Source organism: Streptomyces thermocarboxydovorans, from assembly GCF_039524635.1.
GTDB classification, from domain to species: domain Bacteria; phylum Actinomycetota; class Actinomycetes; order Streptomycetales; family Streptomycetaceae; genus Streptomyces; species Streptomyces thermocarboxydovorans.
Genome location: NZ_BAAAGU010000044.1, coordinates 38882 through 58215 on the forward strand (window position 1 = coordinate 38882; position 19334 = coordinate 58215).

Sequence of the window (19334 nt, forward strand, 5' to 3'; positions counted from 1 at the left end):
CGAGTCGCGTCCGTCACCGCCCAGCCCGCACCCCGCTGGCCGTCTGCCCGCACCCCTTTGGAGGAAGCCGCATGTCCCCGCGCCCCGATCGACGTCCCGCGCCCGACCTGGAGTTCTGGGCACGGCAGGCCGGGCACCTGCACTGGGAGACCGAGTGGTCCGAGGTCCTCGACCGCTCCGACGCGCCCTTCGTGCGCTGGTTCACCGGTGGCCGGCTGAACGCCGCCTACAACTGCGTCGACCGGCACGTCGAGGCCGGGCACGGCAACCAGGTCGCCTTCCACTGGGAGGGCGAGCCCGGCGACACCCGCGCCATCACCTACGCCGACCTGCGACGCGAGGTGTGCCGGACCGCCAACGCCCTGCTCTCGCTGGGCCTGAGGGCCGGTGACCGGGTCGCCATCCAGCTGCCGATGATCCCGGAGGCCGTGTTCGCCATGCTGGCCTGCGCCCGGCTCGGGCTGCCGCACAGCGTGGTCTTCGGCGGGTTCTCACCGGCCGCGCTCCGCTCCCGCATCGAGGACGCCGGGGCCAGGCTGCTGATCACTTCCGACGGGCAGTACCGGCGCGGCCGGGCCGAGCCGATGAAGGCGCTCACCGACGAGGCGACCGCCCACACGCCGGGCGTCGAGCACGTCCTGGTGGTCCGCCGCACCGGCACCGCGGTGCCCTGGACCGAGGGCCGGGACCTGTGGTGGCACGAGCTGGTGGACCGGCAGAGCATGGAGCACACCCCGGAGGCCTTCGACGCCGAGCACCCGCTGTTCATCCTCTACACCTCGGGCACCACCGGCCGGCCCAAGGGCATCCTGCACACCACCGGCGGCTACCTCACCCAGGCCGCCTACACCCACCGCACCGTCTTCTCCCTCGACCCCGGCAGCGACGTCTACTGGTGCACCGCCGACATCGGCTGGATCACCGGGCACACGTACATCGTCTACGGCCCGCTCGCCAACCGCACCACCTCGGTGATGTACGAGGGCACGCCCAGCACCCCGCACGAGGGGCGGCACTTCGAGATCATCGAGCGGTACGGGGTGTCCGTCTACTACACCGCCCCCACCCTCATCCGCACCTTCATGAAGTGGGGCGAGGACATCCCCGCCCGCTACGACCTGTCCTCGATCCGGGTGCTCGGCAGCGTCGGCGAGCCGATCAATCCCGAGGCCTGGCGCTGGTACCGCACCCACCTCGGCGCCGGACGGGCGCCCGTGGTGGACACCTGGTGGCAGACCGAGACCGGCGCCGTGATGATCGCCCCGCTGCCCGGCGGGCCGCCCGCCAAGCCCGGCTCGGCGCAGACGCCGCTGCCGGGGATCTCCGCCAAGGTCGTCGACGACCGGGGCCGCGAGGTCGGCAAGGGGGAGAGCGGCTACCTGGTGCTCGACCAGCCGTGGCCGTCGATGCTGCGCGGCGTCTGGGGCGACGACGACCGCTACCGGGAGACGTACTGGTCCCGCTTCGCCGAGCAGGGCTACTACTTCGCCGGTGACGGGGCCCGCTACGACGACGACGGCGACATCTGGCTGCTGGGCCGGGTCGACGACGTGATGAACGTGTCCGGGCACCGGATCTCCACCGCCGAGGTGGAGTCGGCGCTGGTGTCCCACCCCGCGGTCGCCGAGGCCGCCGTGGTCGGCGCCTCGGACCCGACGACCGGTCAGGCCGTCGTCGCCTTCGTCATCCTGCGCGGCGCCGCCGCCGGAACACCGGCCGACGAGGTGGTCTCGGCGCTGCGCGAGCACGTGGCGCGGGAGATCGGGCCCATCGCCAAGCCCCGGCGGATCCTGGTCGTCCCCGAACTGCCCAAGACCCGCTCCGGGAAGATCATGCGCCGGCTGCTCCGCGACGTCGCCGAGAACCGCGAGACGGGCGACGTCAGCACCCTCGCGGACGCCTCCGTGATGGAGCTGATCAACGCGGGCCTGGCGGGGGCCTCCGCACCGGCCGGGGGCCGGTGAGGTGACGATGCGACTCCTTCTCATGGGCCCGCCCGGAGCGGGCAAGGGCACCCAGGCGGAGATTCTCAGCCGGAGACTCGGCGTCCCGCACGTCTCCACCGGCGACCTGTTTCGGGACCACGTCGGCAGGCGGACGCCCCTGGGCCGGGAGGCGGCGCGGTTCCTGGACGCGGGCGAACTCGTACCCGACCGCGTCACCACGGACATGGTCCGGCACCGCCTGGAACAGCCGGACGCCGCGCGGGGATTCCTCCTCGACGGCTTCCCCCGCACGGTCCGCCAGGCGCACGCCCTGTCGGCGATCCTGTCCGCCCGGGGCGAGGCACTGGACGCCGTCGTGGAGTTCACCGCGCCCGAGGAGGTGCTCGTGCGGCGCCTGCTCGCGCGGGGCCGCCCCGACGACACGGAGGACGTCATCCGGCACCGGCAGCGGGTCCATCACCGCGAGACCGTGCCCGTCCTCGGGCACTACTCCGGGCTGGTGCGCACCGTCGAGGCCGTGGGGACGGTCGAGGAGATCACCGCCCGGACCCTGAGCGCCCTGGGGCTGCCGGAGGGCGTCAGCACTCGATGATGTTGACCGCCAGCCCGCCGCGGGCCGTCTCCTTGTACTTCACCGACATGTCCGCGCCGGTGTCCTTCATGGTCTTGATGACCTTGTCCAGGGACACCTTGTGGGAGCCGTCGCCGCGCATCGCCATGCGGGCGGCGGTGACCGCCTTCACCGCGGCCATGCCGTTGCGCTCGATGCACGGGATCTGCACCAGGCCGCCCACCGGGTCGCAGGTCAGGCCCAGGTTGTGCTCCATGCCGATCTCGGCCGCGTTCTCCACCTGCTCGGGGCTGCCGCCCAGCACCTCGGCCAGCGCGCCCGCCGCCATCGAGCAGGCCGAGCCGACCTCGCCCTGGCAGCCGACCTCGGCGCCGGAGATGGAGGCGTTCTCCTTGAACAGCATGCCGATGGCGCCGGCGGCGAGCAGGAAGCGGACCACGCCGTCCTCGTCGGCGCCCGGCACGAAGTTGATGTAGTAGTGCAGGACGGCCGGGATGATGCCCGCGGCGCCGTTGGTCGGGGCGGTCACCACCCGGCCGCCGGCCGCGTTCTCCTCGTTCACCGCCATGGCGTAGAGGGTGATCCACTCCATGGCGAGGGCCTGCGGGTCGCCCTCGGAGCGCAGCTTGCGCGCGGTGTTCGCGGCCCGGCGCTTCACCCGCAGCCCGCCCGGCAGGATGCCCTCGCGGGTCATGCCGCGCTGCACGCACTCCCGCATCACCCGCCAGATCTCCAGCAGGCCGGCCCGGATCTCCTCCTCGCTGCGCCAGGCCCGCTCGTTCTCCAGCATCAGCGCGGAGATCGACAGACCGGTCTCCCTGGTCAGGCGCAGCAGCTCGTCGCCGGTGCGGAAGGGATACTTCAGCACCGTGTCGTCGAGCTTGATCCGGTCCGCGCCCACCGCGTCCTCGTCGACCACGAACCCGCCGCCCACCGAGTAGTACGTCTTCGTCAGCAGTTCGGCGCCGGAGGCGTCGTACGCCCACAGGGTCATGCCGTTGGCGTGGTACGGCAGCGCCTTGCGGCGGTGCAGCACCATGTCGTCGTCGAAGGAGAAGGCGATCTCGTGCTCGCCGAGCAGCCGCAGCCGGCCGTTCTCCTTGATCTTCTCCACCCGCTCGTCGGCCGTGTCCACGTCCACCGTGCGGGGCGAGTCGCCCTCCAGGCCGAGCAGCACCGCCTTCGGGGTGCCGTGCCCGTGGCCGGTGGCGCCCAGGGAGCCGTACAGCTCCGCGCGGACCGAGGCGACGGAGCCGAGCAGCTCCTCGTTGCGCAGCCGCCGGGCGAACATGCGGGCCGCCCGCATGGGACCGACCGTGTGCGAACTCGACGGGCCGATGCCGACCGAGAACAGGTCGAAGACGGAGATGGCCACGGGGACTCCTAGGAAGCGGGGGTGGTGCTCAACGGGGCGGGGCGGCCGTGCCGGCTCGTGGCGGGCACGGCCGCCCCGGTGATGCTCTGTGCTACTTGTTCAGCCCCGGGTACAGCGGGTGCTTCTCCGCCAGTGCCGCGACCCGGGCCTTCAGCGCCTGGGCGTCGTACGACGGCTTGAGCGCCTCGGCGATCACGTCCGCGACCTCGGCGAAGTCCTCGGCCGTGAAGCCGCGGGTCGCCAGGGCCGGCGTACCGATGCGCAGACCGGAGGTCACCATCGGCGGGCGCGGGTCGTTGGGGACGGCGTTGCGGTTGACCGTGATGCCCACCTCGTGGAGGCGGTCCTCGGCCTGCTGACCGTCCAGCTCGGAGTCGCGCAGGTCGACCAGGACCAGGTGGACGTCGGTGCCGCCGGTCAGGACGGACACGCCCGCCGCCCTCGCGTCGTCCTTCACCAGGCGCTCGGCGAGGATGCGGGCGCCCTCCAGCGTACGACGCTGGCGCTCCTTGAACTCCTCGCTCGCGGCGACCTTGAAGGCGACCGCCTTGGCCGCGATCACATGCTCCAGCGGGCCGCCCTGCTGACCGGGGAAGACCGCGGAGTTGATCTTCTTCGCCAGCTCGGCGGTGGACAGGATCACACCGCCGCGCGGGCCGCCCAGCGTCTTGTGCGTGGTGGTGGTCACCACATGGGCGTGCGGCACCGGGTTGGGGTGCAGGCCCGCCGCGACCAGACCGGCGAAGTGCGCCATGTCGACCATGAGGTAGGCGCCGACCTCGTCCGCGATCCGGCGGAACGAGGCGAAGTCCAGCCGGCGCGGGTAGGCCGACCAGCCTGCCACGATCAGCTTCGGCTTGCTCTCCTTGGCCAGCCGCTCGACCTCGGCCATGTCGACCTGGCCGTCGTCGCCGACGTGGTAGGCGACCACGTTGTAGAGCTTGCCGGAGAAGTTGATCTTCATGCCGTGGGTCAGGTGCCCGCCGTGTGCGAGGTTCAGACCCATGATCGTGTCGCCCGGCTTGAGCAGCGCGAACATCGCGGCGGCGTTGGCCTGCGCACCGGAGTGCGGCTGGACGTTGGCGTGCTCGGCGCCGAAGAGCTCCTTCACCCGGTCGATGGCGATCTGCTCGATCACGTCGACGTGCTCACAGCCGCCGTAGTAGCGGCGGCCGGGGTAGCCCTCGGCGTACTTGTTGGTGAGGACCGAGCCCTGAGCCTCCATGACCGCGACCGGCGCGAAGTTCTCCGAGGCGATCATCTCGAGGGTGGACTGCTGGCGGTGCAGCTCGGCGTCGACCGCGGCGGCCACCGCCGGGTCGAGCTCGTGCAGGGGCGTGTTCAGAACGGTCATGGCGTACGGCTCCTCAGCCGGCGATGTGGGCGTCGTACTCGGCGGCGGAGAGCAGGTCGGACGGCTCCTCGGAGACGCGCACCTTGAACAGCCAGCCGCCCTCGAAGGGGGCCGAGTTCACCAGCGACGGGTCGTTCACCACGTCCTCGTTGATCTCGGTGACCTCACCGGTCACGGGGGAGTACAGGTCGCTGACCGACTTGGTCGACTCCAGCTCGCCGCAGGTCTCGCCCGCGGTCACGGTGTCCCCGACCTCGGGGAGCTGGACGAACACGACGTCGCCGAGCGCGTTCGCCGCGTGCTCGGTGATGCCGACCGTCGCGACGCCGTCCTCGGCGGCCGACAGCCACTCGTGCTCCTTGCTGTAACGCAGCTGCTGGGGGTTGCTCATGGCCTGAATTCTCCTGTACGGGGGTGATGACTGCTGACTCAGGGACCTGGGTGAGGCATGCGTGAGCAGGCCGGACGTGCCTCGATGCGCGGCACGCGCGGTGGTCCGGCTACGACGGTGTCACTTCTGGCGCTTGTAGAACGGCAGCGCAACGACGTCGTACGGCTCGTGGGTGCCGCGGATGTCCACGCCGACGCCCTCGGTGCCGGGCTCGGCGTACGCGGCGTCGACGTACGCCATGGCGATCGGCTTGCCCAGCGTCGGCGACGGGGCTCCGGAGGTGACCTCGCCGATCACCTCGCCGCCGGCCACCACCGCGTACCCGGCGCGGGGCACCCGGCGGCCCCGGGCGACCAGCCCGACCAGGACCCGCGGCGGGTTCTGCGCGGCGCGCTCGGCGGCCTCGGCGAGCGCGGCCCGGCCCACGAAGTCGCCCTCCTTGTCGAACTTCACCACCCGGCCGAGACCGGCGTCGAAGGGGGTGAGGGAGGTGCTCAGCTCGTGCCCGTACAGCGGCATGCCGGCCTCCAGGCGCAGGGTGTCCCGGCAGGACAGCCCGCACGGCACCAGCCCGGCGCCCTCGCCGGCCTTGGTCAGCGCCTGCCACAGCTCGACCGCGTGCTCCGGCTTCACGAACAGCTCGAAGCCGTCCTCGCCGGTGTAGCCGGTGCGGGCGATCAGCGCCGGCACGCCGGCGACCGTGCCCGGCAGGCCGGCGTAGTACTTCAGGTTCTCCAGGTCGGCGTCGGTGAGGCTCGCCAGGATGCCCGGGGACTCGGGGCCCTGCACCGCCAGCAGCGCGCAGGCGTCGCGGTCGTCGCGCACCTCGGCGTCGAAACCGGCCGCGCGCTCGGTCAGCGCGTCCAGCACCACCTGGGCGTTGGAGGCGTTGGCGACCACCATGTACTCGGTCTCGCCGAGCCGGTAGACGATCAGGTCGTCCAGGATGCCGCCGTCCTCGCGGCAGATCATGGTGTAGCGGGCGCGGCCCGGCTTCACCGCCCCGATGTTGCCCACCAGGGCGTAGTCCAGCAGGGCGGCCGCCTGCGGGCCGGTGACGGTGATCTCACCCATGTGCGACAGGTCGAACAGGCCGGCCCTGGTCCGCACGGCGTTGTGCTCGTCGCGTTCGGAGCCGTAGCGCAGGGGCATGTCCCAGCCGGCGAAGTCGGTCATCGTCGCGCCGAGGGCACGATGCACGGCATCGAGCGCGGTGCGGCGGAGTTCGGTACTGCTCATCGGTCGGTCTCCCAAGCATGACAGGCGAGGACATTTCCTCCCCATCTGTCATCGGAACCTGAGAGGTTCGCCATGACCACCGCTGTCGCGGCGATCAGGACTTGCACCTTGGGTGGGGCCACCGGAGCACTGCGGCAGCGGCCCGCTTTTCAGATGTGCCTCGCCCGCGCGGTAACGGGGCCTGAGAGATTCAAGGGAGGGACTTGCTCCTTCGGCGCCCCGGCGGCAAGGTGCCGGGGACTCTCCCGCGCGGATTCAAACGGCCGGTATGCAGTTGGCGCGCACATCATTGCACGCATCCCGCGCGTTCGGCAGGGGGACCCTTCTCAGCAGACGCACAGCGCGCACGACGATCACAGCAGGCTGTGACAGGTCTGTTCCGGAACGCGGACCAAAACGCACCACCAGGGCATTACCGTCTCTTTACACTCGGCGGGGAGGGGTCCACCGGACCGGCCCCAGGGGAGGACGAACACGGTGAACAGGATCACGGCGTACGCCACGACCCCGGGTGTCGGGCTGCCCGGCAGTCCCGTCGCACCCACCCGGGAGACGTGCGCGCCGCTGCCCGCGCCCGTCGTCCGCGATCTGCGCGACCGGGCGGGCCGCAGCCCGCGCGCGCTCCTGTTCGGCCCGCGCGACCTGGTCGCGGTCACCGGCCTGCCGGGCAGCGGCAAGTCCACCCTGATGCAGCGCACGGTGCGCGGCAGGCGCATCGACTCCCAGGACACCCGCGACCGCTGGGCGAGCCGGGTGCCCCGCTTCCTCCCCTACGCCTGCTACCGGCCCCTGGTGCGCCTCGCCCACTACGCCGGCCTGCGCCGCGCCCTGCGCACCGGCGAGCCCCTGGTCGTCCACGACTGCGGCACCCAGACCTGGGTGCGGCGCTGGCTCGCCCGCGAGGCCCGCCGCCGCGGCGGCGCCCTGCACCTGATCCTGCTCGACGTCCCGCCCGACGAGGCTCTCAAGGGCCAGCGCCGCCGCGGCCGCGCCGTCTCCCGCTACGCCTTCCACCGCCACCGCACCGCCACCCACCGCCTCCTCCAGGCAGCCCACCAGGGCCACCTGCCCCCCGGCTGCGCCTCGGCCGTCCTCCTCGACCGCCCCGCAGCCAACACCCTCCAGCACATCGGCTTCACGGGCTGACCGGGGCGACGGCCGTGGAGAACGGGGGCTGGAGGGCGCGTTAGCCTTCTGGGCACGGCAGTGTTTCAGGCAGGCGGTAGGCAGATGGACATTCCGGCGGGCTTCTCCGCGGACTTCCCGGCGCAGGCGCATCCCCATCCGCATGGCGGGTGGCCCGGCAACGAGCTGGAGGAGGTGCTCTCCGCGTCGCTCGGTGTGCCCTCGGCCGGCGGGCGGATCGTCGAGGTGCTGGGACGCAGCTTCATCTGGGTGCCTCTGCCCAACGGCGGCGGCCCGCACAGCGGCCCGCTCGACCTGCCCACCATGGAGCTGGACGGGCAGGCCTACGTCCCCGTGTTCAGCTCCGAGGAGCAGTTCCACCAGGTCGTCGGCTCGCACATGGCGTACACCATCGCGCCGGCCGTGGAGTTCGCGCGCGGTCTGCCGCCGCAGGCGGGCATCGCGATCAACCCGGGCGGGGTGGTCGGCATCCCGCTGCCGCCGCCCGCGGTGGCCGAGCTGTGCCGCGCAGGGCGCACCCCGCTGGACGGCCCGGCCTCCGGTGCCCGCGTCCGCCTGTTCGAACCCGACTGGCAGGACGACCCCGTCGACTTCCTGTCGGCGGCGTCCGCGGAGTTCGACACCATCGGCGTCGTCACCACCGCCCGCCGCTGCCTGGCGGCGATCGAGACCGCCGATCCGGTGATGTTCGTGGGCGTGGAGCTCTCCCAGTGGGAGGGCGACCTGCGCGCCCGGCCGCTGGAGGCCCTCGGCCGTGCCCTGGCCAAGGCGCCGACACCGTGGCCGGTCAACCTGGTCCTGCTGGACGTGACGCAGGACCCGGTGGGCACCTGGATGCGGGAGCGGGTGCGTCCCTTCTACCAGCGGCCGGCCGGCTGACCCGCGGGGTGCGGCCCGTGCGGCCGGCCACGGCGCCCCGTGCCCGCAGCCGCACGGCGGACCCCGGGCTCCGGGGCGACCCTTAAGCTAGGTCCACTCACGGCGTTGACACAGAGGGGCGGTAACAGTGAGCGCGAGCGGCACCGCCGCGACCGGCCAGGTCGAGCACATGCTGCGCCAGGTGACGCCGGGGCGCTACGACGCCTACGAAGCCCTGCTGCGCGCCCTCGCCACCCCCTCCACCGGCCAGGTCTGGATGCTGCTGTGGCACGGCCAGGCCGGCTCCCCGGACGCCCAGTACGCCAACATGGAGGTCGACGGCCACGGCTACGCCCCGTGCGTCACCTCCGCGCAGGAACTCTCGGCGAGCGGCTGGAACCGCTCCTACGAGGTCGTCGACGGCCTCGACGTGGCCCGCGCCCTCTACCCCGACCACTACGGCCTCTGGCTCAACCCGCACGCCCCCGGCGGCGGCGTCGGCATCCCCTGGCTCGACCTGCGCCGCATCGCCACCGGCCTCGACCGCCAGCCCGCCGGGCCGCTGCGCCTGTCCGAACCGGCCGTCGAGATCCCGCAGTTCTACGCCCTGCTCACGCAGAACGCCCACCGCACCCCGGCGGTGCGCTCCCTGCGCCGCGCCTGGGTCCAGCCCGCGCTCGGCGCTCCGTACCTGGCCATCGGCCTCGATGTGTACGACACCTCCCCGCAGGCGGTGGACTCGGTGCGCACGATGATGCAGCAGTCCCTCGCCGCCATCCCGGACGGCCTTCCGGTGTCCACGGTCGCCATGAGCGACGAGCACGACCCGGTCGCCATGTGGCTGCGCCACAACGCCCGCCCCTTCTACGACCGCGAGGCCCACGCCCCGGCCCCCTCGGCCGCCCCCGCGCCCGCCGCCGGCTACGGCTATCCGCCGGTCCAGCCCCCGGCCCCCGGCGCCTACTGAGCCGCACCCGGCCGCCCCGCCCCACCGCCGCGCCCCGCCCCCGTCACCGGGCGCGGTTCACGCGCGTAGACGGAGTCAAAAGGCGCCTGTGTGCCGGGATTTGCCCCGATTCGCCTACGTCCGGCCCGCGTTAGCCGCTGTCCGGATAACGGAACTCCCAGGACAGCATCACGTTTACGCATCCATTCACGACCAGGTCTGGCGACTGATCGCCGATGCGTTGAAGACTCCCGGAGACACGGGCCGGTCGGTCCTGTGTACGAGACAAGCGACCGCTACAGCGGCAGCAAGGGGGGGTCGGCGGATCGCCGGCCCGAGAGGGGTCAATCGCACCGTGACCGCACCGATCGAGACCACGGGGGCGGAAGCCGGAGCACAGCCCGAGGCCGTGCTCGCCGGGGTCAAGAAGAGCCAGATCGAGGGGCGTTCGCTCACCCAGATCGCCTGGATGCGCTTCAAGCGCGACAAGGTGGCGATGGCCGGTGGTGTGGTGGTCGTCCTGCTCGTCCTGATGGCGGTGCTCTCCAAGCCCATCCAGTGGGTCTTCGGCCTGGATCCCAACAAGTTCAACCAGGACCTCATCGACCCCGCCCTGCTGGCCCCCAAGGGCGGCTGGGGCGGCATGAGCTGGGAGCACCCGCTCGGTGTCGACCCGCAGTACGGCCGGGACATGCTGGCCCGCATCATCGACGGCTCCTGGGTCTCCCTCCTGGTGGCCGGCGGTGCCACGCTGCTCTCCGTGCTGATCGGCACCGTGATGGGCCTGCTCGCCGGGTACTACGGCGGCTGGGTCGACTCCATCATCAGCCGGATGATGGACACCTTCCTGGCGTTCCCGCTGCTGCTGTTCGCCATCTCCATCTCGGCCTCGGTGCAGGACGGCTTCTTCGGACTGGACGGCCTGCCGCTGCGCATCTGCGTGCTGATCTTCGTGATCGGCTTCTTCAGCTGGCCGTACATCGGCCGTATCGTGCGCGCGCAGACGATGAGTCTGAGGGAGCGTGAATTCATCGAGGCGGCGCGCAGCATGGGCGCCCGCGGCCCCTACGTCGTGTTCCGGGAGCTGCTGCCCAACCTCGTCGCACCGATCATCGTCTACTCGACGCTGATCATCCCGACGAACATCCTCTTCGAGGCATCGCTGAGCTTCCTCGGCGTCGGTATCGCTCCGCCGCAGGCCTCCTGGGGCGGCATGCTCAGCAACGCCGTGGATCTGTACACGGCGGATCCGCAGTACATGTTCGTGCCCGGACTGGCGATCTTCATCACGGTCCTGGCCTTCAACCTGCTGGGTGACGGGCTGCGTGACGCCCTCGACCCTCGCAGCAAGTGATCCATCGATTGAGGGGGCTTCCTCAGGTGAAGACGAGAAGGGTGACCGCCGGCGTGGCGTCGGTCCTGGCGTTGTCGCTGGGCGCTGCCGCATGCGGCGGTGGTGGCAAGGACGACGACGGCAACGGAGGCAACGCCAAGAAGGACGCGGCGCTTACCTCCATCGTCAACGCGTCGGACAAGAAGGGGGGAACCGTCACCTACCAGCACTCGGACGTGCCGGACTCCCTCGACCCGGGCAACAGCTACTACGGCTGGGTGATGAACTTCTCCCGCCTGTACGGCCGTACGCTCACCACGTTCAAGCCGGCCGCGGGCAAGGAGGGCCTCGAGGTCGTCCCCGACCTCGCCGAGTCCCTCGGCAAGCCGAGCGCGGACGCCAAGACCTGGACGTACAAGCTGCGCAAGGGCGTGAAGTTCGAGGACGGCACCCCGGTGACGTCCAAGGACGTCAAGTACGCCATCGAGCGCTCCAACTTCGCGCCGGAGGCGCTGTCCAACGGCCCGACCTACTTCAAGGCGTTCCTCGAGGGCGGCGACAAGTACAAGGGCCCGTACAAGGACAAGTCGCCCGAGGGCATCAAGTCCATCGAGACGCCGGACGACCAGACGATCGTCTTCCACCTCAACCAGCCGTTCGCCGACTTCGACTACCTGGCGACGTTCTCCCAGACGGCCCCGGTGCCGCGGGCGAAGGACGACGGCGCGAAGTACGTCCAGCACATCGTGTCCTCCGGCCCCTACAAGTTCCAGTCGTACCAGGAGGGCCGCAGCGCCACCCTGGTGCGCAACCCGGAGTGGGACCCGAAGACGGACCCGATCCGCAAGGCGCTGCCGGACAAGATCGAGATCAAGTTCAAGGTCAACCCGGTCACCGTCGACAACAACCTGCTGTCCGACAAGATCACGGCTGACGCCGCCGGCACGGGTGTGCAGCCGCAGACCCAGCCGAAGGTCCTCTCCGGCAAGCTGGCCAAGCAGACGGACATCTCCTACGCCGGCGCCACCCAGTACCTGGCGCTGAACGTGAACGTGAAGCCGTTCGACAACATCCACTGCCGCAAGGCCGTGCAGTACGCCATCGACAAGCAGTCCGTGGTGGACGCCATGGGCGGCTCGCCCAAGGGCGACGTGGCCACCACGCTGCTGCCGCCGACGGTGAACGGCTACACCAAGTTCGACACCTACGCCACGCCGGGCAACAAGGGCGACGTCAACAAGGCCAAGGACGAGCTGAAGCAGTGCGGCAAGCCGAACGGCTTCGCCACCAACCTCACGGCCCGCTCCGACCGGCCCGCCGAGGTCGCCGCCGCCACCGCCATTCAGAACGCCCTGAAGAAGGTGGGCATCCAGGCCGAGATCAAGCAGTTCCCCTCGGGCAAGTACTTCTCCAACTTCGCCGGTGTCCCCAGCTACGTGCACAAGCACAAGCTCGGCATGATGTCGATGGCGTGGGGTGCCGACTGGCCGACCGGCTACGGCTTCCTGGACCAGATCGTCAACGGCGCCGCCATCAAGCCCTCCGGCGGCAACAACCTGATGGAGCTGGACGACCCCAAGATCAACAAGGCGCTCAAGGAAGGCATCGCCAACACCGACGAGGCCGAGCGCACCAAGACCTGGGGTGAGATCGACAAGATGGTGATGGACACCGCCACCGTCGTGCCGCTCGTCTACCGCAAGAACCTGCTGTTCCGCCCGGAGTCCGCGGCCAACGTCACGGTCACCCAGGCGTACCTCGGCATGTACGACTACGTGCTCATGAGCTCCGCCAAGTAGCACATGCCGCTTCACACAACAGCAGGGCCGGTATTCCACTGAAAGGCAGGTGAAGGCGCCGGACGGCCGGGGCGGACACGATCCGCCCCGGCCGTCCGGAGCCGCACAGCTGTGGCTGCGTACATCATCCGACGCGTCTTCGGCGCGGTGCTGTTGCTGCTGGTGGTCAGCGCAGTCACCTTCGCGATCTTCTTCCTGGTCCCACGGCTCGGCGGCCAGACGGCCGATCAGCTCGCCACCCAGTACGTCGGCAAGGACGCCAACCCCGAGTCCGTCGCCGCGATCAAGAAGAACCTGGGCCTGGACCAGCCCCTCTACGTCCAGTACTGGGACTTCATCAAGGCCATCGTGGCGGGCGCCGACTACAAGTTCGGCCCCGACGCCACCCACTGCGACGCCCCGTGCTTCGGCTACTCCTTCAAGAGCCACGTCGAGGTGTGGCCGCAGCTGACCGAACGGATCCCGGTCTCCTTCTCGCTGGCCGTCGGCGCCGCCGTGATCTGGGTGATCAGCGGTGTCACGACCGGTGTCATCTCCGCGCTGCGCAAGGGCAAGCCGGTCGACCGCATCGCGATGATCATCGCCCTGGCCGGCGTCTCCCTCCCGATCTTCTTCACCGGGCAGGTCCTCAACGCCCTGTTCGTCTACGAGATCCCCATCTGGGAGAGCGTGGAGTACATCCCGTTCACGGAGAGCCCCGTCGACTGGGCCTGGCATCTGATGCTGCCCTGGATCAGCCTCGCCTTCCTCTTCTCCGCGCTGTACGCCCGGCTCACCCGGGCGGGCATGCTCGAGACGATGAGCGAGGACTACATCCGCACGGCCAGGGCCAAGGGCCTGAAGGAGAGCACGGTCGTCACCAAGCACGGCCTGCGCTCGGCGCTCACCCCGATCGTCACCATTTTCGGCATGGACTTCGGGCTCCTGGTCGGCACCGCGGTGCTCACCGAGACCGTCTTCTCGCTGCAGGGCATCGGCGCGTACGCCGTGCAGTCCATCAAGGACAACGACCTGCCCATCGTCATGGGCGTGACCCTGGTCGCGGCCTTCTTCATCGTCTTCTGCAATCTCGTCGTCGACCTGGTGTACGCCGCCATCGACCCCCGCGTGAGGTACTCGTGAGCAAGCTCGAAAAGGCGGCGCTCGGCGAACCGGCGCCGCTCGCACAGTCCGACGCGGACGACGTGTTCCTGTCCGTGCGTGATCTGCGCATCCACTTCGACACGGACGACGGTCTGGTCAAGTCGGTGGACGGCGTCAGCTTCGACGTGGCCCGCGGCAGGACCCTCGGCATCGTCGGCGAGTCCGGCTCCGGAAAGTCCGTCACCTCGCTCGGCGTGATGGGCCTGCACCGCACGGCCCGCGCCAAGGTCAGCGGCGAGGTCTGGCTGGACGGCCAGGAGCTGATCGGCGCCCATCCGGACGAGGTGCGCCGGCTGCGCGGACGGAAGATGGCGATGATCTTCCAGGACCCGCTGTCGGCGATGCACCCCTACTACACCGTCGGCCACCAGATCGTGGAGGCGTACCGGGTCCACCACGACGTCAGCAAGAAGACCGCCAAACAGCGGGCGGTCGAGATGCTCGACCGGGTCGGCATCCCCGAGCCCGCCAAGCGCGTCGACAGCTACCCGCACGAGTTCTCCGGCGGTATGCGCCAGCGCGCCATGATCGCCATGGCGCTGGTGAACAACCCCGAGCTGCTGATCGCGGACGAGCCCACCACCGCCCTGGACGTCACCGTGCAGGCGCAGATCCTCGACCTGATCCGGGATCTGCAGAAGGAGTTCGGCTCCGCCGTCATCATGATCACCCACGATCTGGGCGTCGTCGCCGAGATGGCCGACGACCTGCTGGTGATGTACGGCGGCCGGTGCGTGGAACGCGGCCCGGCCGAGGCCGTGTTCTCCGAGCCCCGCCACCCCTACACCTGGGGCCTGCTCGGCTCGATGCCGCGCCTGGACCGTGACGACACCGACCGCCTCATCCCGGTGAAGGGCTCGCCGCCCTCCCTGATCAACCTCCCGCCCGGCTGCGCCTTCAACCCGCGCTGCCCGTACGCGGACATCCCCAAGGACGACGTGACCCGCACGGTCCGCCCCGAGCTGACCGAGGTCGGCAGCCGGCACTGGGCCGCCTGCCACATGAGCCAGGAGCAGCGGGAGCGTATCTGGACCGAAGAGATTGCGCCGAAGCTGTGAGTGACGAAAAAGCGGTGAGCATCCCGCAGCAGAGCGGTGGCACCCGGGCCAAGGACGCCGGCGCCGACGGCGAGATCCTGCTCAAGGTGACCGGTCTGCAGAAGCACTTCCCGATCCGCAAGGGCCTGCTCCAGCGGCAGACCGGCGCGGTGCGCGCCGTCGACGGCATCGACTTCGAGGTCCGCAAGGGCGAGACCCTCGGTGTCGTGGGCGAGTCGGGCTGCGGCAAGTCCACCATGGGCCGGCTGATCACCCGGCTGCTCGAACCGACGGCCGGCACGGTCGAGTTCGAGGGCCGGGACATCACGCACCTGAGCACCGGCGCACTGCGGCCGATGCGCCGGGACGTGCAGATGATCTTCCAGGACCCGTACTCCTCGCTGAACCCGCGGCACACCATCGGCACCATCGTCAGTGCGCCGTTCCGGCTCCAGGGCGTCACGCCCGAGGGCGGGGTGAAGAAGGAGGTCCAGCGGCTGCTGTCGGTGGTCGGCCTCAACCCCGAGCACTACAACCGCTACCCGCACGAGTTCTCCGGCGGCCAGCGCCAGCGCATCGGCATCGCCCGCGCGCTCGCGCTCAACCCCAAGCTGGTGGTCGCGGACGAGCCGGTCTCGGCGCTGGACGTGTCGATCCAGGCGCAGGTGGTGAACCTGCTGGACGACCTCCAGGAGGAGCTGGGCCTGACCTATGTGATCATCGCGCACGACCTGTCGGTGGTCCGGCACGTCTCCGACCGGATCGCGGTGATGTACCTCGGCAAGATCGTGGAGCTGGCGGACCGCAACTCGCTCTACAAGGCGCCGATGCACCCCTACACCAAGGCGCTGCTGTCGGCGGTGCCGATCCCGGACCCCAAGCGCCGGAAGGCCAAGAGCGAGCGCATCCTGCTCAAGGGCGACGTGCCCTCGCCGATCTCCCCGCCGAGCGGCTGCCGCTTCCACACCCGGTGCTGGAAGGCCACGCAGATCTGCCGGACCACCGAGCCGCCGCTGCTGGAGCTCAGGCCCGGCCAGCGGGTCGCCTGCCACCACCCGGAGAACTTCGAGGACCAGGCCCCGCAGGACACCGAGCTGCTGACGGAGGCCAAGGAGGCCGCCGCCGTGCTGGGCCGGGTGCCGGAGAGGCCGGCGGAGAAGACGAAGAAGACGAAGAAGGTCTCGGACGAGTCCGGGAAGTCTTCGGGAGAGTCCGGGGAGTCCCCGGACGGGCCCGGGAAGTCCCCGGACGGGCCCGTAAAGGCCTCGGAGGCGTCGGAGAAGTCCTCGGACCCCTCTTCGGACAAGTAAGCGTCCACGAGCCCTCGCCTTCTATTGCAAGGCGGGGGCTCGATGCTGGGTGAGAATGTAAGGGTGCTCCAGCAACTCTTCAGCCCGTCCGTCCAGCACACGCTCGACCTGATCGGCATCTTCGTCTTCGCGATCTCCGGCGCCCTGCTGGCCGTCCGCAAGAACTTCGACGTGTTCGGCATCGCCGTGCTCGCCGAGGTCACCGCGTGCGGCGGCGGGCTCTTCCGTGACCTGGTCATCGGGGCCGTGCCCCCGGCCGCCTTCACGGACCTGGGGTACTTCGTCACCCCGCTGCTCGCCGCCACCCTGGTGATCTTCCTGCACCCGCAGGTGGAGCGGATCCAGGCGGCCGTCAATGTCTTCGACGCGGCCGGCCTCGGCCTGTTCTGCGTCGCCGGGACGATCAAGGCGTACGAGTACGGGCTCGGGCTGACCGCCTCCGCCTGCCTGGGCCTGGCCACCGCCGTGGGCGGCGGCGTGCTGCGGGACGTGCTCGCCAATGAGGTGCCCTCGCTGCTGCGCTGGGACCGCGATCTCTACGCCGTCCCCGCCATCGTCGGCTCCGCGCTGGTCGCGCTGTGCATCCGCTACGACGTGCTGACCGCGTTCACCAGCGGGGCCGCGGTGATCACCGCGTTCGTGCTGCGGCTGCTGGCGATGCGCTACCACTGGCGGGCGCCCCGGGCCTGGCACCGGCGCTCGACGGTCCGGGAGGAGTGAGGGCCGAGGGGTGGGAGACGGTCCGCTGCCCGCCCAGCTCCTCGGTCAGCCACCGGAACGCCGGCACCACCTGTGGCCGTCACAGCGTCATCGTGTGCCCGCCCGCGCTCCGCGGCAGCTTCACCACCTGCACGCTGGTCGGCGGCTTCGCCGCCCGGCCGAGGGCCAGGGCGTCCTCGTAGCCGTCGCCCTGCTGACCGGAGAGGTACAGCGAGATCCGGGGCGGGGCGACCGCCTCGCGCAGCAGCGTCAGCGGATTGTGCGCCGTGCGCAGCGCCGGGTCGCGCCCGGTGAGGGAGGTGCGCTCGGCGGCGGGGTCGTTGTAGCCGGAGAGGCTGACCGCCGCCCGGTAGCGGTCGGGGTGGGCGACGGCGAGCTTGGTGGCGCAGTGGCCCCCGGCCGAGTACCCGGCGACCGCCCAGCCCTGCGGGGCGCGCTGTACGCGGAAGTTGTCCATCACCATGCGCGGCACGTCGACGCTGAGCCAGCTGTCCGCGTTCACCTTGCCGGGCAGGTTGGCGCAGCCGGTGTCCGCGCCCGGCACCAGCGTGGTGCGCGGCGACACCAGGACGAACGGGGCGATGCGCCCGCTGCGCATCAGCGGCAGCAGCTGCTCGTGCACGTCCAGGGTGCCGAACCAGGCCTTGGCCGAGCCGGGGTAGCCCGGCAGCAGCTCCACCACCGGGAACCGGTGTCCGCGCCAGGCGGGGTCGTCGTACTGCGGCGGCAGCCAGACGTACACCTCGCCGCGCACCCCCGACACCCGCCCCTCGAGTTTCGTGACCTGGACGCCGCCGGCCGCCCGCATGCCGGGACCGCGGGCCGGCCCGAAGGTCTGCCGCACCCGGGGCAGCCGCTCCAGCGAGATGCCTCCGGTGCCGTCGGCGCCGAGGTCGGCGGCGTGCTCCACATGGTCGGCGGTGCCGAGCAGATCGCCCCAGTCGTCGTAGAGCTGGTTGGCGTTGTTGACCAGAGTGAAGACCAGGGCGACCGCGGTGAGCTGGGCGAACAGCAGCATGAACACCCGGGCGAGGGCCCGCACCGCCCGCGGTCCGCGGACCCGGCTCCACAGCACCAGCGGCAGGCCGAGGGCCAGGACGCACAGCACGGCGAGAGTGCAGAGGAACGGGGTTCCGGTGAGGCTCATGTCCCGGTAGAGGGGAAGTGGGGGCATCCGGTTCATCGCCGTGACCGGGGCCCCAGTGGCTCTCCCGGTGTCCTGCGCGACACAAAAGCTACCGCTTAGTAGTTAGTTCTTGTACTGTTCATCCATGCCAGAAGCAGCCTCCGCCCCGGCCGTCCGGGCATCGATCGGCGCCAGCGAGTTCGACCGCGACACCGCGGTCACCCGCCGCGAGCCCGGCGTCTACGACATCGACCTCTCCGCCGGCTGGACGATCATCAACGCCGTCAACGGCGGCTATCTGCTGGCGGTCCTGGGCCGCGCCCTCGCGGACACCCTGCCGCACTCCGACCCGTTCACCATCTCCGCGCACTACCTCACCGCGTCCCAGCCGGGCCCCGCGGTGGTGCGCACCGAGACCGTGCGCACCGGACGCACCCTGTCCACCGGCCAGGCGTCCCTCTTCCAGTACGACGAGCAGGGCCGCGAGGTCGAGCGCATCCGCGTGCTCGCCTCCTACGGCGACCTCGGCTCGCTGCCCGACGACGTCCGCACCACGGCCGAGCCGCCCGCCATCCCGCCCATGGAGCAGTGCTTCGGACCCGAGGACGGGCCCGCCCCGGTCGACGGCAGCTCCGCCATCGCCGACCGGCTGATGCTCAAGCTCGACCCGTCGACCCTGGGCTGGGCGCTCGGCAAGCCCTCCGGCAAGGGAGAGATGCGCGCCTGGTTCGGGCTGGCCGACGGCCGCGACCACGACCCGCTGTCGCTGCTGCTCGCGGTGGACGCGCTGCCGCCGACCGCGTTCGAGCTCGGCCTGTCCGGCTGGGTGCCGACCGTCGAGCTCACCGTCCATGTCCGCTGCCGCCCGGCGCCGGGCCCGGTCCGGGTGTCGATCACCACCCGCAATCTGGCCGGCGGCTTCCTGGAGGAGGACGCCGAGGTCTGGGACAGCAACGACCGGCTGGTGGCCCAGTCCCGGCAGCTGGCCCGGGTGCGGCTGGGCTGAGCACCGCCGCGTACGGTTCATGATCCGGCGGCCG

Annotated in this window: 16 protein-coding genes, 1 pseudogene and 2 riboswitches; of the genes and pseudogenes, 12 read left to right on the forward strand and 5 right to left on the reverse strand. The window is 70.9% G+C overall.

Going from position 1 to position 19334, the window contains the following annotated elements:
- The first annotated feature begins 71 nt into the window (after positions 1 to 71).
- Complete coding sequence (gene acs / locus ABD198_RS20770) at positions 72 to 1964, forward strand: acetate--CoA ligase (protein WP_344004031.1); 1893 nt, start codon at positions 72 to 74, stop codon at positions 1962 to 1964.
- Between the two features lie 7 nt (positions 1965 to 1971).
- Positions 1972 to 2538 carry an adenylate kinase gene (locus ABD198_RS20775; RefSeq protein ID WP_344004034.1) on the forward strand — a complete coding sequence of 189 codons (567 nt, stop codon included), beginning with the start codon at positions 1972 to 1974 and terminating at the stop codon, positions 2536 to 2538.
- Here the strand turns inward: ABD198_RS20775 and ABD198_RS20780 are convergent.
- The 4 genes from ABD198_RS20780 to gcvT all read right to left on the reverse strand — a co-directional run bounded on the left by ABD198_RS20780 (position 2525) and on the right by gcvT (position 6876).
- Positions 2525 to 3892 carry an L-serine ammonia-lyase gene (locus ABD198_RS20780; protein WP_344004037.1) on the reverse strand — a complete coding sequence of 456 codons (1368 nt, stop codon included), beginning with the start codon at positions 3890 to 3892 and terminating at the stop codon, positions 2525 to 2527. The two genes, ABD198_RS20775 and ABD198_RS20780, sit on opposite strands and share 14 nt — an antisense overlap.
- 91 nt (positions 3893 to 3983) lie before the next feature.
- Positions 3984 to 5246, reverse strand: a complete 1263-nt coding sequence (glyA, locus tag ABD198_RS20785) for a serine hydroxymethyltransferase (RefSeq protein ID WP_344004040.1) — start codon at positions 5244 to 5246, stop codon at positions 3984 to 3986.
- Between the two features lie 13 nt (positions 5247 to 5259).
- Complete coding sequence (gene gcvH / locus ABD198_RS20790; protein WP_344004043.1) at positions 5260 to 5637, reverse strand: glycine cleavage system protein GcvH; 378 nt, start codon at positions 5635 to 5637, stop codon at positions 5260 to 5262.
- A 120-nt stretch (positions 5638 to 5757) separates the two neighbouring features.
- Positions 5758 to 6876: a glycine cleavage system aminomethyltransferase GcvT gene (gene gcvT / locus ABD198_RS20795; RefSeq protein WP_344004046.1), complete on the reverse strand. Its 1119-nt coding sequence runs from the start codon at positions 6874 to 6876 to the stop codon at positions 5758 to 5760.
- Between the two features lie 35 nt (positions 6877 to 6911).
- Positions 6912 to 7035: riboswitch (glycine riboswitch) on the reverse strand.
- Positions 7036 to 7134, reverse strand: a riboswitch (glycine riboswitch).
- Positions 7135 to 7353: 219 nt separating this feature from the next.
- Between gcvT and ABD198_RS20800 the strand changes: the two genes are divergently transcribed.
- The 9 genes from ABD198_RS20800 (at position 7354) to ABD198_RS20840 (ending at position 17168) form a co-directional block, all read left to right on the forward strand.
- Positions 7354 to 8022, forward strand: a complete 669-nt coding sequence (locus ABD198_RS20800; RefSeq protein WP_344004049.1) for an AAA family ATPase — start codon at positions 7354 to 7356, stop codon at positions 8020 to 8022.
- Positions 8023 to 8106: 84 nt separating this feature from the next.
- Positions 8107 to 8901 carry an enhanced serine sensitivity protein SseB gene (locus ABD198_RS20805; protein WP_344004052.1) on the forward strand — a complete coding sequence of 265 codons (795 nt, stop codon included), beginning with the start codon at positions 8107 to 8109 and terminating at the stop codon, positions 8899 to 8901.
- Between the two features lie 127 nt (positions 8902 to 9028).
- Positions 9029 to 9847, forward strand: a complete 819-nt coding sequence (locus ABD198_RS20810) for an enhanced serine sensitivity protein SseB C-terminal domain-containing protein (protein WP_344004055.1) — start codon at positions 9029 to 9031, stop codon at positions 9845 to 9847.
- A 334-nt stretch (positions 9848 to 10181) separates the two neighbouring features.
- Positions 10182 to 11180 (forward strand): ABC transporter permease, encoded by a 999-nt coding sequence (locus ABD198_RS20815; RefSeq protein ID WP_344004058.1) that lies wholly within the window; start codon positions 10182 to 10184, stop codon positions 11178 to 11180.
- 26 nt (positions 11181 to 11206) lie between these two features.
- Positions 11207 to 12958 (forward strand): ABC transporter substrate-binding protein, encoded by a 1752-nt coding sequence (locus tag ABD198_RS20820; protein WP_344004061.1) that lies wholly within the window; start codon positions 11207 to 11209, stop codon positions 12956 to 12958.
- A 111-nt stretch (positions 12959 to 13069) separates the two neighbouring features.
- Complete coding sequence (locus ABD198_RS20825) at positions 13070 to 14080, forward strand: ABC transporter permease (RefSeq protein ID WP_344004064.1); 1011 nt, start codon at positions 13070 to 13072, stop codon at positions 14078 to 14080.
- Positions 14077 to 15159 (forward strand): ABC transporter ATP-binding protein, encoded by a 1083-nt coding sequence (locus tag ABD198_RS20830; RefSeq protein ID WP_344004067.1) that lies wholly within the window; start codon positions 14077 to 14079, stop codon positions 15157 to 15159. The genes ABD198_RS20825 and ABD198_RS20830 overlap by 4 nt, the downstream gene beginning before the upstream one ends.
- Before the next feature lie 14 nt (positions 15160 to 15173).
- Positions 15174 to 16448, forward strand: coding sequence for an ABC transporter ATP-binding protein (locus tag ABD198_RS20835; RefSeq protein ID WP_344004070.1), 1275 nt, complete (start codon positions 15174 to 15176; stop codon positions 16446 to 16448).
- A 63-nt stretch (positions 16449 to 16511) separates the two neighbouring features.
- Positions 16512 to 17168, forward strand: coding sequence for a trimeric intracellular cation channel family protein (locus ABD198_RS20840; RefSeq protein ID WP_344004073.1), 657 nt, complete (start codon positions 16512 to 16514; stop codon positions 17166 to 17168).
- On the opposite strand, the pseudogene ABD198_RS20845 reads toward ABD198_RS20840, so the two are convergent.
- A pseudogene (locus ABD198_RS20845) lies at positions 17077 to 18315 on the reverse strand (alpha/beta hydrolase). The gene ABD198_RS20840 and the pseudogene ABD198_RS20845 sit on opposite strands and share 92 nt — an antisense overlap.
- 124 nt (positions 18316 to 18439) lie before the next feature.
- Here ABD198_RS20845 and ABD198_RS20850 point away from each other — a divergent pair.
- Positions 18440 to 19300: a thioesterase family protein gene (locus tag ABD198_RS20850; protein ID WP_344004076.1), complete on the forward strand. Its 861-nt coding sequence runs from the start codon at positions 18440 to 18442 to the stop codon at positions 19298 to 19300.
- The last annotated feature ends 34 nt before the right edge of the window (positions 19301 to 19334 follow it).